The 14032-nt window shown below is 67.8% G+C and carries 13 protein-coding genes and 2 tRNA genes; 11 read left to right on the top strand and 4 right to left on the bottom strand.

The window, feature by feature from the left end; genetic code table 11:
* Positions 1 to 130: 130 nt before the first annotated feature.
* Positions 131 to 736: a biotin transporter BioY gene (locus tag J7E96_RS10985; protein ID WP_215129995.1), complete on the top strand. Its 606-nt coding sequence runs from the start codon at positions 131 to 133 to the stop codon at positions 734 to 736.
* A gap of 76 nt (positions 737 to 812) precedes the next feature.
* On the opposite strand, the gene J7E96_RS10980 is transcribed toward J7E96_RS10985, so the two are convergent.
* On the bottom strand, positions 813 to 2243 hold the full coding sequence (locus J7E96_RS10980; RefSeq protein ID WP_215129993.1) for an amino acid permease: 1431 nt from the start codon (positions 2241 to 2243) through the stop codon (positions 813 to 815).
* Between the two features lie 160 nt (positions 2244 to 2403).
* Here J7E96_RS10980 and J7E96_RS10975 point away from each other — a divergent pair, with 160 nt between their 5' ends.
* Together J7E96_RS10975 and J7E96_RS10970 are read left to right on the top strand one after the other, a co-directional pair.
* Positions 2404 to 2892, top strand: coding sequence for a ribose-5-phosphate isomerase (locus J7E96_RS10975; protein WP_215129991.1), 489 nt, complete (start codon positions 2404 to 2406; stop codon positions 2890 to 2892).
* A gap of 78 nt (positions 2893 to 2970) precedes the next feature.
* Positions 2971 to 3786: an Fpg/Nei family DNA glycosylase gene (locus J7E96_RS10970; protein ID WP_215129989.1), complete on the top strand. Its 816-nt coding sequence runs from the start codon at positions 2971 to 2973 to the stop codon at positions 3784 to 3786.
* Positions 3787 to 4029: 243 nt separating this feature from the next.
* Here the strand turns inward: J7E96_RS10970 and J7E96_RS10965 are convergent, their stop codons facing one another.
* Positions 4030 to 5262, bottom strand: coding sequence for a GNAT family N-acetyltransferase (locus tag J7E96_RS10965; protein WP_215129987.1), 1233 nt, complete (start codon positions 5260 to 5262; stop codon positions 4030 to 4032).
* Positions 5263 to 5368: 106 nt separating this feature from the next.
* Here J7E96_RS10965 and J7E96_RS10960 point away from each other — a divergent pair, with 106 nt between their 5' ends.
* Positions 5369 to 6514 (top strand): PP2C family protein-serine/threonine phosphatase, encoded by a 1146-nt coding sequence (locus J7E96_RS10960; protein WP_215129984.1) that lies wholly within the window; start codon positions 5369 to 5371, stop codon positions 6512 to 6514.
* Between the two features lie 34 nt (positions 6515 to 6548).
* On the top strand, positions 6549 to 7016 hold the full coding sequence (locus J7E96_RS10955) for an HD domain-containing protein (RefSeq protein ID WP_215129982.1): 468 nt from the start codon (positions 6549 to 6551) through the stop codon (positions 7014 to 7016).
* Here the strand turns inward: J7E96_RS10955 and J7E96_RS10950 are convergent.
* Positions 7013 to 8269, bottom strand: a complete 1257-nt coding sequence (locus J7E96_RS10950; protein ID WP_215129980.1) for an acyltransferase family protein — start codon at positions 8267 to 8269, stop codon at positions 7013 to 7015. The two genes, J7E96_RS10955 and J7E96_RS10950, sit on opposite strands and share 4 nt — an antisense overlap.
* Positions 8270 to 8797: 528 nt before the next feature.
* On the opposite strand from J7E96_RS10950, the gene J7E96_RS10945 reads away from it, so the two are divergent.
* Positions 8798 to 8992, top strand: coding sequence for a hypothetical protein (locus J7E96_RS10945; protein WP_215129978.1), 195 nt, complete (start codon positions 8798 to 8800; stop codon positions 8990 to 8992).
* A gap of 66 nt (positions 8993 to 9058) precedes the next feature.
* On the opposite strand, the gene J7E96_RS10940 is transcribed toward J7E96_RS10945, so the two are convergent.
* Positions 9059 to 9132, bottom strand: a tRNA-Gly gene (locus J7E96_RS10940).
* Positions 9133 to 9270: 138 nt separating this feature from the next.
* Between J7E96_RS10940 and J7E96_RS10935 the strand changes: the two genes are divergently transcribed.
* From J7E96_RS10935 to clpX, 5 genes are all read left to right on the top strand, one after another.
* Positions 9271 to 9347, top strand: a tRNA-Pro gene (locus tag J7E96_RS10935).
* A 207-nt stretch (positions 9348 to 9554) separates the two neighbouring features.
* A complete protein-coding gene (gene tig, locus J7E96_RS10930) occupies positions 9555 to 10967 on the top strand; it encodes a trigger factor (protein ID WP_215129976.1) in 1413 nt (470 codons plus the stop codon).
* A gap of 258 nt (positions 10968 to 11225) precedes the next feature.
* Positions 11226 to 11831, top strand: a complete 606-nt coding sequence (locus tag J7E96_RS10925) for an ATP-dependent Clp protease proteolytic subunit (RefSeq protein ID WP_215130043.1) — start codon at positions 11226 to 11228, stop codon at positions 11829 to 11831.
* Between the two features lie 42 nt (positions 11832 to 11873).
* Complete coding sequence (locus tag J7E96_RS10920; protein WP_285439341.1) at positions 11874 to 12545, top strand: ATP-dependent Clp protease proteolytic subunit; 672 nt, start codon at positions 11874 to 11876, stop codon at positions 12543 to 12545.
* Between the two features lie 151 nt (positions 12546 to 12696).
* Positions 12697 to 13992, top strand: coding sequence for an ATP-dependent Clp protease ATP-binding subunit ClpX (gene clpX, locus J7E96_RS10915; protein WP_215129974.1), 1296 nt, complete (start codon positions 12697 to 12699; stop codon positions 13990 to 13992).
* Positions 13993 to 14032: the final 40 nt, after the last annotated feature.

Raw genomic sequence — 14032 nt, 5'->3', positions numbered from 1 at the left:
CCTTTGTCGAAACCCCACCACACCGTCAACCTCCCCTTTGTCAGCGGCTGATGGTGATCGCTCGTTAACCCTTGGGCTACGGTCACGGAGTCCTTTCCTGCCCGAGCCCATTTCCTTCCGCGGAGTCCCGATGAGCACTGCTGCCGCCCCCGCCCGCTCCGGAGCGGTCCTCGCCGACCTGCTGCCGTCCACCACCACCACCGCCGCCCGGGCCTTCGCCCGCGACGCGGCCCTGGTGCTCGGCGGCGCGGCGCTCACCGGCATCGCGGCCCAGATCGCCGTCCCGGTTCCGGGCTCCCCGGTCCCCGTCACGGGCCAGACCTTCGCGGCGCTGCTCGTCGGCACGGCCGTCGGCGCCCGCCGCGGGTTCCTCTCCCTCGCGCTGTACGCCGTGGTCGGCATGGCCGGCGTGCCGTGGTTCGCGGGCGGCACCTCGGGCGCGGGCGGCGCGTCCTTCGGCTACGTACTCGGCATGCTGCTGGCCGCCACCGTGGTCGGCGCGCTGGCCCGCCGCGGCGGCGACCGCTCGGTGCTGCGCACCGCGGGCACGATGGTGCTGGGCTCGGCGGTCATCTACGCGGTCGGCGTGCCGTACCTGGCCGTCTCGACCGGCATGTCCCTGAGCGCGGCCGTGGCCGCGGGCCTGGTTCCCTTCCTCCTCGGCGACGCGCTCAAGGCAGCCCTCGCGATGGGCGCGCTGCCGACGGCATGGAAGCTGATGGGGGACCGCGACTGAGTCGCCCGTACAGACAAACGAAAGGGCCCGCACTTCGTACGCGAAGTGCGGGCCCTTCCTCTTATTACCTACGTACTCACGCGTCCTGGCCGCGCCGCAGCTTCTCGCGAATGAACGCGATGCCGACGACCACGGCCGCCACCAGCAGCGACAGCAGCACCTGCTCGCGCGCGGCGTTGTCGAACGCCATGTACACAATGACGAACGTGATCATCGCGGCGGTCGCCCACGTCAGGTACGGGAAGAGCCACATCTTCACGATGAGCTTCTCCGGCGCCTCGCGCAGGATGATCCCGCGCATCCGCAGTTGCGTGAAGCAGATGACCAGCCACACGAACAGCGCCACAGCGCCCGAGGAGTTCAGCAGGAACGCGAACACCGTGTCGGGCCACTTGTAGTTGAAGAAGACGGCGACGAACCCGAAGGCGACGGACGACAGGATCGCTGCCGTCGGTACGCCCTGCTTGTTCGTACGGGCGAACGCCTTCGGCGCGTCACCGCGCTGGCCGAGCGAGAACGCCATCCGCGAGGCCGTGTACAGCCCGGAGTTCAGGCACGACAGCACAGCCGTCAGCACGATGACGTTCATGATCTGCCCGGCGTGCGGAATCCCGATGGAATTCAGAGCAGCCACGTACGACCCGTCCTTGAGGATCGACTTGTCGTTCCACGGCAGCAGCGTCAGCACCACGAAGATCGAGCCGAGGTAGAAGACGCCGATACGCCAGATCACGCTGTTCGTGGCCTTGGTGACGGCCCGCTGCGGGTCCGACGACTCGCCGGCCGCCAGCGTGACGATCTCGCTGCCCATGAACGAGAAGACGACCATCAGCACACCGGTCAGGATCGCGCCGGGGCCGTGCGGGAAGAATCCGCCACTGTCCGTCAGATGTGCGAATCCCGTACCGGGGTTGTCGGAGCCCGGCAGCAGCCCGAAGACGGCCAGCAGACCAATGACCACAAACCCGCCGATAGCGACGACCTTGATCCCGGCGAACCAGAACTCGAACTCGCCGTACGACGAGACGGACACCAGATTCGTGGCGGTCAGGACGACCATCACGATCAGCGCCCAGCCCCACTGCGGTACGGCCGGTATCCACCCCTCAAGGATCTTCGCGCCGGCGGTCGCCTCGACCGCGAGCACGACCACCCAGAAGAACCAGTAGAGCCACCCGATGGAGAACCCGGCCCAGCGCCCCAGCGCACGGTCCGCGTACGCCGAGAAGGAACCCGACGTCGGGTTGGCGGCGGCCATTTCGCCGAGCATCCGCATCACGAAGACGACGAGGGCGCCGACGAGTGTGTACGACAGCAGAATCGCCGGACCGGCGGCCGCGATGCCGCCACTCGACCCCACGAAGAGGCCGGCGCCGATGACACCGCCAATGGCAATCATGGACAAATGGCGGTTTTTCAGACCGGCCTGAAGACCGTCGGAGGATTGCGGATTCCCTGGTTCTACGGGGTTTCCGCCTGCCTTCGCAAGGGTCGGCTGCGCGTTCATGCACAATCCTTAGCTTCTCGGGTTACGAGCCCGTGCATTCAAACTGGAAGTCACGCAGGACGGAAGGCCTGATTCCGGATCGTTGTACGAAATCCGAAGCAAGCGCGCCGACCGCACCCCGGCGACAGCTACCCGGCCGCTCCCGTGCCACACTCGTCCCATGCGCGTGTACCTCGGTTCCGACCATGCCGGATACGAACTCAAGAACCATCTCGTCGAGTGGCTGAAGGCCCACGGGCACGAGCCCGTCGACTGTGGCCCCCACATCTACGACGCCCTCGACGACTACCCGCCGTTCTGCCTGCGTGCCGCGGAGAAGACCGCCGCGGACCCGGAGAGCCTGGGCATCGTGATCGGCGGCTCCGGCAACGGCGAGCAGATCGCCGCGAACAAGGTCAAGGGCGTACGCGCCGCGCTGGCCTGGAGCGAGCAGACCGCGGCGCTCGGCCGCGAGCACAACGACGCCAACGTGATCTCGATCGGCGGCCGGATGCACTCGCAGGACGAGGCGACGAAGTTCGTAGAGATCTTCCTCTCCACCCCCTACTCGGGCGAAGAGCGCCACCAGCGCCGCATCGACATGCTGGCGTCGTACGAGCAGACCGGTGACCTCCCCCCGATCCCGGCCCACCACCCCCAGCAGCCGTAGCAATCCTCATCGCCGGAGGGGCTCCCACGGAGCCCCTCCGGCACCGAGGACCGCCGTCCGCCCAGGAGACGCACACCCATGCCCGAGGGGCACACCATCCACCGCCTCGCGGACGACCACCGCGCCCGCTTCGCAGGCGGACCGGTACGCGTCACGAGCCCCCAGGGCAAGTTCACGGACAGCGCGGCCCTCGTCGACGGCATGCCCCTCACCACCGCCGAAGCCCACGGCAAGCACCTCTTCCTGGGCTTCGAGGACACCGGCTGGATCCACATCCACCTGGGCCTCTTCGGGAAACTGGGCTTCGGCAGCGCAACCCCCGCCCCACCACCCCCCACGGACACAGTCCGCCTCCGCCTCCTGAACACACACCACTACGCCGACCTCCGCGGCCCCACCACCTGCGCCCTGATCACCGACGGCGAGAAGCAGGCGATACACGACCGCCTGGGTCCGGACCCCCTGCGCCCGGACGCCGCCTCCGACAAGGCCTGGCAGCGCGTATCCCGCAGCCGCACCACCGTCGCCGCGCTCCTGATGGACCAGAAGATCATCGCGGGCGTCGGCAACGTCTACCGCGCCGAAGTCCTCTTCCGCCACGGCATAGACCCCTACCGCGCCGGCAAAGATCTGACCCGCCGCGAGTGGGACGCGATGTGGGCCGACCTGAGAACCCTCATGCGCGAGGGCGTACGCAACAACCGCATCGACACGGTCCGCCCCGAGCACATGCCGGAAGCGATGGGCCGCCCGCCCCGCGTCGACGACCACGGCGGCGAGGTCTACGTCTACCGCAGGGCGAACATGCCCTGCCACATCTGTGGCGGCGAGATCCGCACCGCCGGTCTCGCCGCCCGCAACCTCTTCTGGTGCCCCACCTGCCAAACCCGCTGAGCGCAACGCGCTCCGGCCCCAGCGCCAGCCCGCACGGCTGCACGGCCGCACGATCACGGTGCCAGGTGGGGCCGTGCCGGGGCGCTCCCCGCAGGGTGTCGAACGCAACGAGCCCGAATACAAAAACCCCTACCCGAACGTTCGGCACCCGAGGAGACGCCCCGGCGCGGCACCGCCCCCAACGCTCCCGCCCCAAGCAGGCCCCGGGCCAAATCCCAGCACCCCCTCAGCCCCCGAACCCCCTCAGAACCCGTGCGGAAGCCAAGGCGCGACCCCCGCTCCGAACGCCACCGAAGCCTCGCCCAGCGCCCCCGGCCGCAACTCCCGCACCCGCCCCGCCGCCGCCAGCGAAGCCAGGCTGACTCCACCCAGATACGCCGCACCCAACTCCCGTACGGACAGAGCCAGATCCGCCGCATCGTCCGTCCGCTTGCACGACGCACCCCCCTTCGCATCCCCAGTCAACCGCCAACGCCCCTCATTCCAGGGGCAGAACGCGTCAGCCACCTCCAACACCACATCCACCGGTGCCTGATACGCACGCGCCTCCAGCGCCGCCCCCACCTCAACCAGCCGCACGTACAACGAATCCCGAAGCCGCACGTCGCACCGCCGGATGTCGGAGACAAGGTGCTGCCACGCATCGTCCACAGGCCGGTTCCGCATCCGGATCTTCGACGTCAAGTCAACATCGAACAAAAAGCGCCACAGCCCCGCGTACGCCGCCGGATCAAGCGCCTCCAGGTCCCGCAGCACGACCGTGCCGTCGGACCCGGCCCATTTCCACTCCGGCTTGAACTGAAACCGCGCGTACCCCACGACATCACCCGCTCGCTCGGCCAGCACACACCGCAGCGGCGACGCACCCTCACGATCACTCTCCGGATCGAGCAGCGGCATCCGCTCCCAGTGCGGCCGGCGCGCGAGCATCCCGGGCCGCCCCGGCACGTTCCGCGCGTACACGGCCTCGCAGGCGTCCCGCGCGTCGGCCGGCGTCGCGAACCTCAGCCGTACGTCGTCCGTCCCCGCCGGCACCGCCAGCCGCACCCGCGCCGTGTCGATCTCCGCCGACAACTGCTGCGTAGCGGCGCCGTACCCGAAGCGCCCGTAGATGGCCGGCTCCGAAGCGGTCAGCAGCGCAACCGACTCACCCCACTCCCGTACGTCGTCGAGCTGCCGCCGCATCATGGAAGTCAACACTCCGCGCCGCCGGTGCGTAGTAGCGACACTCACCAGACTCACGCCCGCCGCGGGCACGAGCGCGCCCCCCGGCACGGACAGCCGAAAAGAGAAAGCGGAAGCAGTCCCCACACACTGATCCCCGTCCCAGACGCCCACGCTCCGGGCCGGCTCCGTCACGGCGCGGTCGAACTCCCGCTCCTCCGCGCTCTCCGCCACACCCCCGAAGGCCAGTTCGACCGCCTCGAACCAGACGTCCCACTCACTCGCTCGCAACACCCGTAATTCGGTGGTCATATGCCATGCCTACCAGGCCTCCGGCATTAGGGCGACCCGATTTCGAACACAATGTCACAGGGGTCCCCCTGCGGAGCACGGCCGAGGATAGATAGGGTCCACCGCAATGGCAGCAGGAGTGGGAACCGAATCGCTCTCGGCACGGACGCGCAAGTCGGCGTACCGGGCCCGTATCGCGCTGCGCAAATCCGGCGTCGACTACTTCCGGGGCGACGGCTCGGACTGGATCGCCCTCGCGGGCCTGATGCTGACGATCCCGGCGATCGTCGGCGGCACGATCGCCTCACCGGTCTGGTGCGCGCCGGCCATGCTGGTCCTGCCGATCGTGGCCGGCGGCCTGCTGCTGCGCCCGGCCAGCCTGCTCGGGCTGTACGCCGCGGCCGCGACCGGACTGATCGTCGAGTCGATCGTGCTCGGCCCGTACACGCAGGGCCCGGCCACGGTCACGCCCGGCACGGTGCTCACGGTCGCCGCCTGCGGCTTCTTCGGCCTGATCATCGCCCAGTTCCGGGCCAGGGTCGGCGTGCCCTGGCGACGCGGCGGCACGATGCTCTTCGACCTGCGCGAACGCATCCGGGTACAAAGCGCCCTGCCCCGCCTCCCGACGCACTGGCACAGCGAAATGGCACTCCGCCCGGCCGGCGGCCAGTCCTTCTCGGGCGACTTCGTGGTCGCGGCCCGCACGAACGGCGGTCGCACCCTCGAAGTGGTCCTCACCGACGTATCCGGCAAGGGCATGGACGCGGCGTCCCGCGCACTCCTCCTCTCCGGCGCGTTCGGCGGCCTCCTGGGCTCCCTCCCGCCGCACGGCTTCCTCCCCGCCGCCAACGGCTACCTCCTGCGCCAGGACTGGGAGGAGGGCTTCGCGACCTCCATCCACCTGGTCCTGGACCTGGATTCCGGGGACTACGAGCTCCTGTCGGCAGGCCACCTCCCCGCGCTCCAGCTCCACGCGGGAAGCGGCCGCTGGGAGGAGAAGTCCGGCGAGGGCCCGCTGCTCGGCGTGTACGACGGCGCCCAGTTCGACTCCTGCAAGGGTTCCCTGGCGCCCGGCGACGTACTGATGCTGTTCACGGACGGCCTGGTGGAGGCGTCGGGCCGGGACATCGCGGAAGGAATCGACCGCCTGACGGGCGAAGCCGACCGCTACGTCGCCTGCGGTTTCGAGGGCGCGGCGTGGCACCTGATCGAAGCGGTGGCGAAGGACGTCAACGACGACCGCGCCCTTCTCCTGATCTGCCACGACGCGTAACCGGGAAGGGGAAGGCGTCCGTAGAGTCGGGACCATGCCGAACCTGACTCTTGCCGAGGTAGAAGAGATCGCCCGCGCCGCGCACGCCGCGCAGACCGACAAGGCCGGGCGGCCGTACGCCGAGCACCTGTCCGCAGTCGCCGAGGGCGTACGCGCGCGGGGCGGCAGCGAAGAGCAGATCGCCGCGGCCTGGCTGCACGACTCGGTGGAGGACGGCGCCCTGTCGGCGGAGTGGCTGGCGGCGGCCGAACTGCCGCAGTCCACGAAGGACATGGTCCTCGCGGTGACCAAGCGCCCGGGGGAGGACCTTCGCGCGTACACCCGGCGCATCCTCGCGACGCCCGGCGCGCGCCTGGTCAAGGAGGCGGACCTCGCACACAACGCGGACCCCGGCCGTCTCGCCGTACTCGACGAGGCGACCAGGGTCCGTCTCACGCTCAAATACGCGGAGGTACACCGTCTCCTGGGACTGGAACCCGGGCCCGGAACTGCTGCCTCCTAGGAGGCCTTGCCCGCCGGGCCCGCCTTGATCACCTTGCCCGCGAAACGGCGCTCCCGCTGCCGGGCGTTCTCGACCGGATCGCGGCGGAAGGCCCACTTCATCTCGGGCTCCATCGCCCAGCGGAAGATCCGCCGTACGAACGGCGTGCAGAGCAGCGTGACCGCGACGGCGATCGCGACGGTCACGAAAATCTCGCCGAGCGGAGTGGAGAGCCAGGGGTACGTCTCGAACAGGTCCGCGTAGGCCGCACCCTTCACCAGGAAGCCGTGCAGGAGGTAGCCGCCGAGGGTGCCGGCGCCCAGCACCGTGAACCACATCGTGCGGCCCGGTACCCAGGCCAGGAAGCAGGCCGTCAGGACGAGCGAGCATCCGAAGAGCGCGAAGGTCATGACGACCCCGGCCCACCAGGGAGCGCCGATCTGCTGTGAGGCGCTGCTGTGGTAGAACCACCCGAGCCCGAGGCGGGGGGCGGCCCAGTACGCGAAGACCAGGGTGCAGAGCACGACGGGAAGGGCCAGCAGCCGGACCTCGCGCCGCCGCACCATCTGGAAGTGCTCCGGCTTCAGCAGCAGACCCAGCACGAAGTACGGCAGGAACTGCAGCACGCGCTGGAGGTTGAGGTCGTCCCCGATGTTGGGGGTCACGCAGGCGAGTACGGCGATGCCGAGTGCCACCGGCAGGGGATGACGGAGCGACTGCCAGAGCGGGGTGGTCAGCCGCCAGACGAACAGGGCGATCAGGAACCAGGTCAGGTACCAGGGATCGAGCAGGCTGATGGACTGGCCGGGATCGTCGGCCCACCGTTTGAAGAGGGTATAAGCGGTTTCAAAGATCACATACGGTACGGCGACGCCCGTGATCAGGCGCTGGATCTTCTTGCGGCTCATGTCGAAGCCGCGTGAGAAGTAGCCGGAGATGATGATGAACGCCGGCATGTGGAAGCTGTAGACGACCATGTACAGCGCGCGGGTGGCGCGGCTGCCGTCCATCACGGGCTCCCACATGTGCGCCATCGCCACGAAGACGATCGCCAGGTACTTGGCGTTGTCGAAGAACGCGTCGCGCTGCTTCGGGGCGGGGGCGGGGGCGGGGACGGGGGTGGCGGTATTGCCGAGCGGGGCGGGCGTGGGGACTGCTTCGGCCCCGGACCGGGGGGTGGGGGTCGCGGCGGTCCGTGCAAGGGGTGTTTGGGGCTCCTGCTCCCGGGCCGGGGGGAGCGGGGCCCTCTGATATCCGTGCGGAGCGTGAAACATCTGAGGCACCCTAGCGCCGCCGGACGGATTCCGTAAAACCTCGTTCTCGGCTCTCTGCTATTCGTGTGAGTACCCCGTGGGTAGAGAAGTCGACATAGCCATGGGTCTTTATGGCGCAGCTCACATTTTCACCCCCGTATGGGGTAACTCATCACGATTAAATGGTGCATACCGTCAGCGGGTGACTCTGGTGATATGTCCCGTTCATTACGACTTTGTCGACCGTCGGCATGTGGTCGTCCGCGCAATTCGAATTTCCTGCGAACGAGATGTGTGGATAGCGAAACGATCATGCCTATTAACTCCGGCGCAGGGCACTCCAATTTGGCGGCGAGTATGTGCGCCGCCCGCGCCCCGGGGTGTGCGCCGGATCTCCCGGCGGCGCGAAGCGGTCACCAACGTTCCGTCACCCCGCAGCCACCAGTGGTGAGTTGGTGGCACGATGGTGTCTGCGGGAGTGTGCTGGGCCGTGCGCTGGGCCGTGCGCTCCCGGGCCGGCAAGGCGGACCGACCAAGGGTGTGATCAGTGTGGCCATTTCACTGTCAGTGGTGCTTCTGTTGGCGATCATCCTGGTGGTGTTGATCCGCGGGGGTTCGATCAAGGCGGGGCCGGCGGTGGTGGCCGTGCTCTTCGGCTTCTTCCTCGCGTCCACCGGCATGGCGCCGTCGATCAATCGTTTTCTGAATTCACTGGCGGACACCATCAACCGGATCAGCTTCTGAGGGAGCGGCCGTACGAAATGCCGTCGGCCCGACCGGTGACGTATCACCGAGCCGGGCCGGAAGCTGTGGAGCGGGCGACGGGAATCGAACCCGCGTAGCTAGTTTGGAAGACTAGGGCTCTACCATTGAGCTACGCCCGCACATACGCACCGCCGGTCACGTGACCGCGGCACGAAGAGCATCGTAGCGGGTTCCCGGCCGTCGGTGCACACCGGACCGGCCCCTGGTAAACCGGCGGCCGTACTGTCCGCGGGCATGTACCCTACGTGTCGCACCGACGGGGTGTGGCGCAGCTTGGTAGCGCGTCCGCTTTGGGAGCGGAAGGTCGTCGGTTCGAATCCGGCCACCCCGACCATCACCAGCATCATCAGCACCGCCATCGGCGTCACCAGAAGCGCGATCCCGTGCGATCCCGACCAAGATCGCATTGTGGGAGTCTTCCTGCTTGCCGTTACTATGCAAACTCGTGCCCGTGTGTCTGATGTGCCGGGCTCGATCGGCGAAGCCGCCACCCGCGCGGCCCAGCAGCACCCCAGAAGTCAGCCCCCAAGGAGACCGAACCGTGAAGAGCGCCGTGGAGACCCTGAACCCGACCCGGGTTCGGCTCAGCATTGAGGTGCCCTTCGAGGAGCTCAAGGACAGCCTCGACGCGGCGTACAAGAAGATCAACCAGCAGGTCACGGTGAAGGGCTTCCGTAAGGGCAAGATCCCGAACCGAGTCATCGACCAGCGGTTCGGCCGTGGTGCTGTGCTGGAGGAGGCCGTCAACGACGCCCTCCCGAAGTTCTACACCGAGGCTGTCAACGAGGGTGAACTGAATGTCCTCGGTCAGCCCGAGGTCGACATCACCGAGCTGAAGGACGGCGAACTGCTCTCCTTCACCGCCGAGGTCGACATCCGCCCGACGATCGAGATCCCGGACTACTCCGGCATCGAGGTCGAGGTCGACGCGGTCGAGGTCACCGACGAGGACGTCGACAAGGCCGTGGAGGAGCTGCGCGCGCGCTTCGCCTCCACGAACCCGGTCGAGCGCCCCGCCGCCGAGGGCGACGTCGTGACGATCGACCTCGAGGCCAAGGTCGACGGCGAGGTCCTTGAGGACGGCGTCGCCGAGGGTGTCTCGTACACCATCGGTTCCGGCGAGCTCCTCGAAGGCATCGACGAGGCCGTGACCGGCCTGGAGGCCGGTGGCGAGGCCACCTTCACCTCCTCGCTCAAGGGCGGCAGCGCCGAGGGCAAGGAGGCCGAGGTCACCGTCAAGGTCACCCAGGTCGCCGCCCGCGAGCTGCCCGAGCTGGACGACGACTTCGCGCAGATGGCCAGCGAGTTCGACACTCTTGACGAGCTCAAGGCCGACAGCCGCAAGCGCCTCGAGAACATGAAGCAGTACGAGCAGGCCACGCAGGCCCAGGAGCGCGTCCTGGAGAAGCTGCTGGAGCTGGTCGAGGTCCCGATCCCCGAGAAGCTGCTCGAGGACGAGATCAGGACCCGCAAGCACAACCTGGAGAACCACCAGCTCGCCCAGATGGGCCTGGACATCGAGAAGTACCTCGAGATCCAGGGCAAGACGGCCGAGGAGTTCGACGCCGAGCTGCGCGAGCAGGCGGTCAAGGGCATCAAGACGCAGTTCGTCCTGGACGAGCTCGTCAACAAGGAGAAGCTGAACGTCAACCAGGAGGAGCTCACCGAGCACCTCATGCGGCGCGCGCAGTCCTCCGGCATGAGCCCCGACCAGTTCGCCCAGGCCGTCGTCGAGGGTGGCCAGGTGCCGATGCTCGTCGGCGAGGTCGCCCGCGGCAAGGCGCTCGCTGTTGTCGTCGAGGCCGCCAAGGTCACCGACACCAACGGTGACGCTGTCGAGCTCGAGGACGAGGAAGACGAGGCGGCCGAGGCTGCTGAGGCTTCCGCCGAGTCCGAGACCAACGCTGACGACAAGGCTGACGACAAGGCCGGGGAGAAGACGACCGAGGCCTGAGCTTCGATCGTCGATCCGATCTGATCTGATCCGCGGGGACGGGCCCGGACGCATCACGCGTCCGGGCCCGTCGTCGTACGTCGGTGCGGGCCCCGTACCTTGCGCTCCCAGCGAACAGTTCGGGAAGCGGGATGGCGTTGTCCTACCTGCGCGTTAGGGTCCATGAAGAGGAGAGTGGGGAGTCCCCGCCCTCCAGTACGAAGACGCTGAGACGGCCGAAGCCGTCAGAGACGAGCAGGTGTAAACGTGACGAATCTGATGCCGTACGCCGCGGGTGAGCCGTCCTTCGGTGGAGGCCTCGGCGACCAGGTCTACAACCGGCTGCTCGGCGAGCGGATCATCTTCCTCGGCCAGCAGGTCGACGATGACATCGCCAACAAGATCACAGCGCAGTTGCTCCTCCTTGCCGCAGACCCGGACAAGGACATCTACCTTTACATCAACAGCCCCGGTGGCTCGGTGACGGCGGGCATGGCGGTCTACGACACCATGCAGTACATCCCGAACGACGTCGTCACCATCGGCATGGGTCTCGCGGCCTCCATGGGCCAGTTCCTGCTGACCGGCGGCGCGGCGGGCAAGCGCTTCGCGCTCCCCAACACCGACATCCTGATGCACCAGGGGTCGGCCGGCCTCGGCGGCACCGCCTCGGACATCAAGATCCAGGCGGAGCAGCTGCTGCGTACGAAGAAGCGCATGGCGGAGATCACCGCCCGGCACTCCGGCCAGACCGTCGAGACGATCATCCGTGACGGTGACCGCGACCGCTGGTACTCGGCGGAAGAGGCCGTGGAGTACGGCCTCATCGACGAGATCATCAGCTCCGCCTCGGGCGTTCCGGGCGGCGGCGGTACCGGGGCCTGATCCCCGCAGCCGAGCCTCCCCAGCCCACCGAACGCCACCAGGATGGTGAAAACCCACATGAACGACTTCTCCGCGAGCGGCCTTTACACCGGCCCGCAGGTGGACAACCGCTACATCGTGCCGCGCTTCGTCGAGCGCACCTCGCAGGGCGTGCGCGAGTACGACCCGTACGCGAAGCTCTTCGAGGAGCGCGTGATCTTCCTCGGCGTGCAGATCGACGACGCTTCCGCCAACGACGTCATGGCGCAGCTGCTGTGCCTGGAGTCGATGGACCCGGACCGCGACATCTCGATCTACATCAACAGCCCCGGCGGCTCGTTCACGGCCCTCACGGCCATCTACGACACGATGCAGTTCGTGAAGCCGGACATCCAGACGGTCTGCATGGGCCAGGCGGCCTCCGCCGCGGCCGTGCTGCTCGCCGCCGGTACGCCGGGCAAGCGCATGGCACTGCCCAACGCGCGTGTGCTGATCCACCAGCCGTCCTCGCAGACCGGCCGTGAGCAGCTCTCCGACCTGGAGATCGCGGCCCAGGAGATCCTCCGGATGCGTTCGCAGCTGGAGGAGATGCTCGCGAAGCACTCCACGACGCCGATCGAGAAGATCCGCGACGACATCGAGCGCGACAAGATCCTCACGGCCGAGGACTCCCTTGCGTACGGTCTGATCGACCAGATCGTGTCCACCCGCAAGAACGCCCCAGTGGGCGCCTGACGGGTGGCAGTCCGCCCCTTGGCACGGTCGGGCACATCAATGTGAACCGTGCCGAGGGGGGCCCGAACGGGGGGCCAGGCAAGGTACCGTCGGATATGAGGCACCAGGAGACGCTGAACGTGGCGTCTCCCAGGCGAAGGGGAAGCACCTCGTGGCACGCATCGGTGATGGCGGCGACCTGCTCAAGTGCTCGTTCTGTGGCAAGAGCCAGAAGCAGGTGAAGAAGCTCATCGCAGGTCCCGGTGTGTACATCTGCGACGAGTGCATCGACCTCTGCAACGAGATCATCGAGGAGGAGCTCGCAGAGACCTCCGAGGTGCGGTGGGAGGAACTCCCCAAGCCGCGGGAGATCTACGAATTCCTCGAGGGGTACGTAGTCGGCCAGGAGCCCGCCAAGAAGGCGCTCTCGGTGGCGGTCTACAACCACTACAAGCGCGTGCAGGCCGGCGAGAACGCGGGCAGCGGCTCGGGCCGTGACGACGCGATCGAACTCGCCAAGTCCAACATCCTCCTGCTGGGCCCCACCGGCTCAGGCAAGACGCTCCTCGCGCAGACCCTCGCCCGCATGCTGAACGTCCCGTTCGCGATCGCGGACGCGACGGCGCTGACGGAGGCCGGGTATGTCGGCGAGGACGTCGAGAACATCCTCCTGAAGCTGATCCAGGCGGCCGACTACGACGTCAAGAAGGCCGAGACCGGGATCATCTACATCGACGAGATCGACAAGGTCGCCCGCAAGAGCGAGAACCCGTCGATCACGCGCGACGTATCGGGCGAAGGCGTACAGCAGGCCCTCCTCAAGATCCTTGAGGGCACGACGGCGTCGGTCCCGCCGCAGGGCGGCCGGAAGCACCCGCACCAGGAGTTCATCCAGATCGACACGACGAACGTGCTCTTCATCGTGGGTGGCGCGTTCGCCGGCCTTGAGAAGATCATCGAGTCGCGTGCGGGCGCGAAAGGCATCGGCTTCGGCGCGACGATCCGCTCCAAGCGGGAGATCGAGGCGAGCGACCAGTTCCAGGAGGTCATGCCGGAGGACCTGGTGAAGTTCGGGATGATCCCCGAGTTCATCGGCCGCCTGCCCGTCCTCACCTCCGTCCACAACCTTGACCGCGAGGCGCTCCTCCAGATCCTGGTCGAGCCGCGCAACGCGCTGGTCAAGCAGTACGAGCGGCTCTTTGAACTCGACGGCGTGGAGCTGGAGTTCGAGCGCGAGGCGCTGGAAGCGATCGCGGACCAGGCGATCCTCCGCCAGACGGGCGCGCGCGGCCTGCGCGCGATCATGGAGGAGGTCCTGATGTCGGTGATGTACGAGGTCCCGTCCCGCAAGGACGTGGCCCGCGTCGTCATCACGCCGGACGTGGTCCGCAACAACGTCAACCCGACCCTGGTTCCGCGCGAGCCGAGGATCATCAAGAACGACGGCCGCCACGAGAAGTCCGCGTAGCGCTCACGCAGAGCGGCAGAAGGGGCGCCCGGCCAGTCCA

The sequence above is a fragment of the Streptomyces sp. ISL-96 genome (genome assembly GCF_018614035.1).
Lineage (GTDB): Bacteria > Actinomycetota > Actinomycetes > Streptomycetales > Streptomycetaceae > Streptomyces.
Note: the sequence above shows the minus strand (reverse complement) of the source record. Positions and strands in the feature narration are given on the sequence as shown.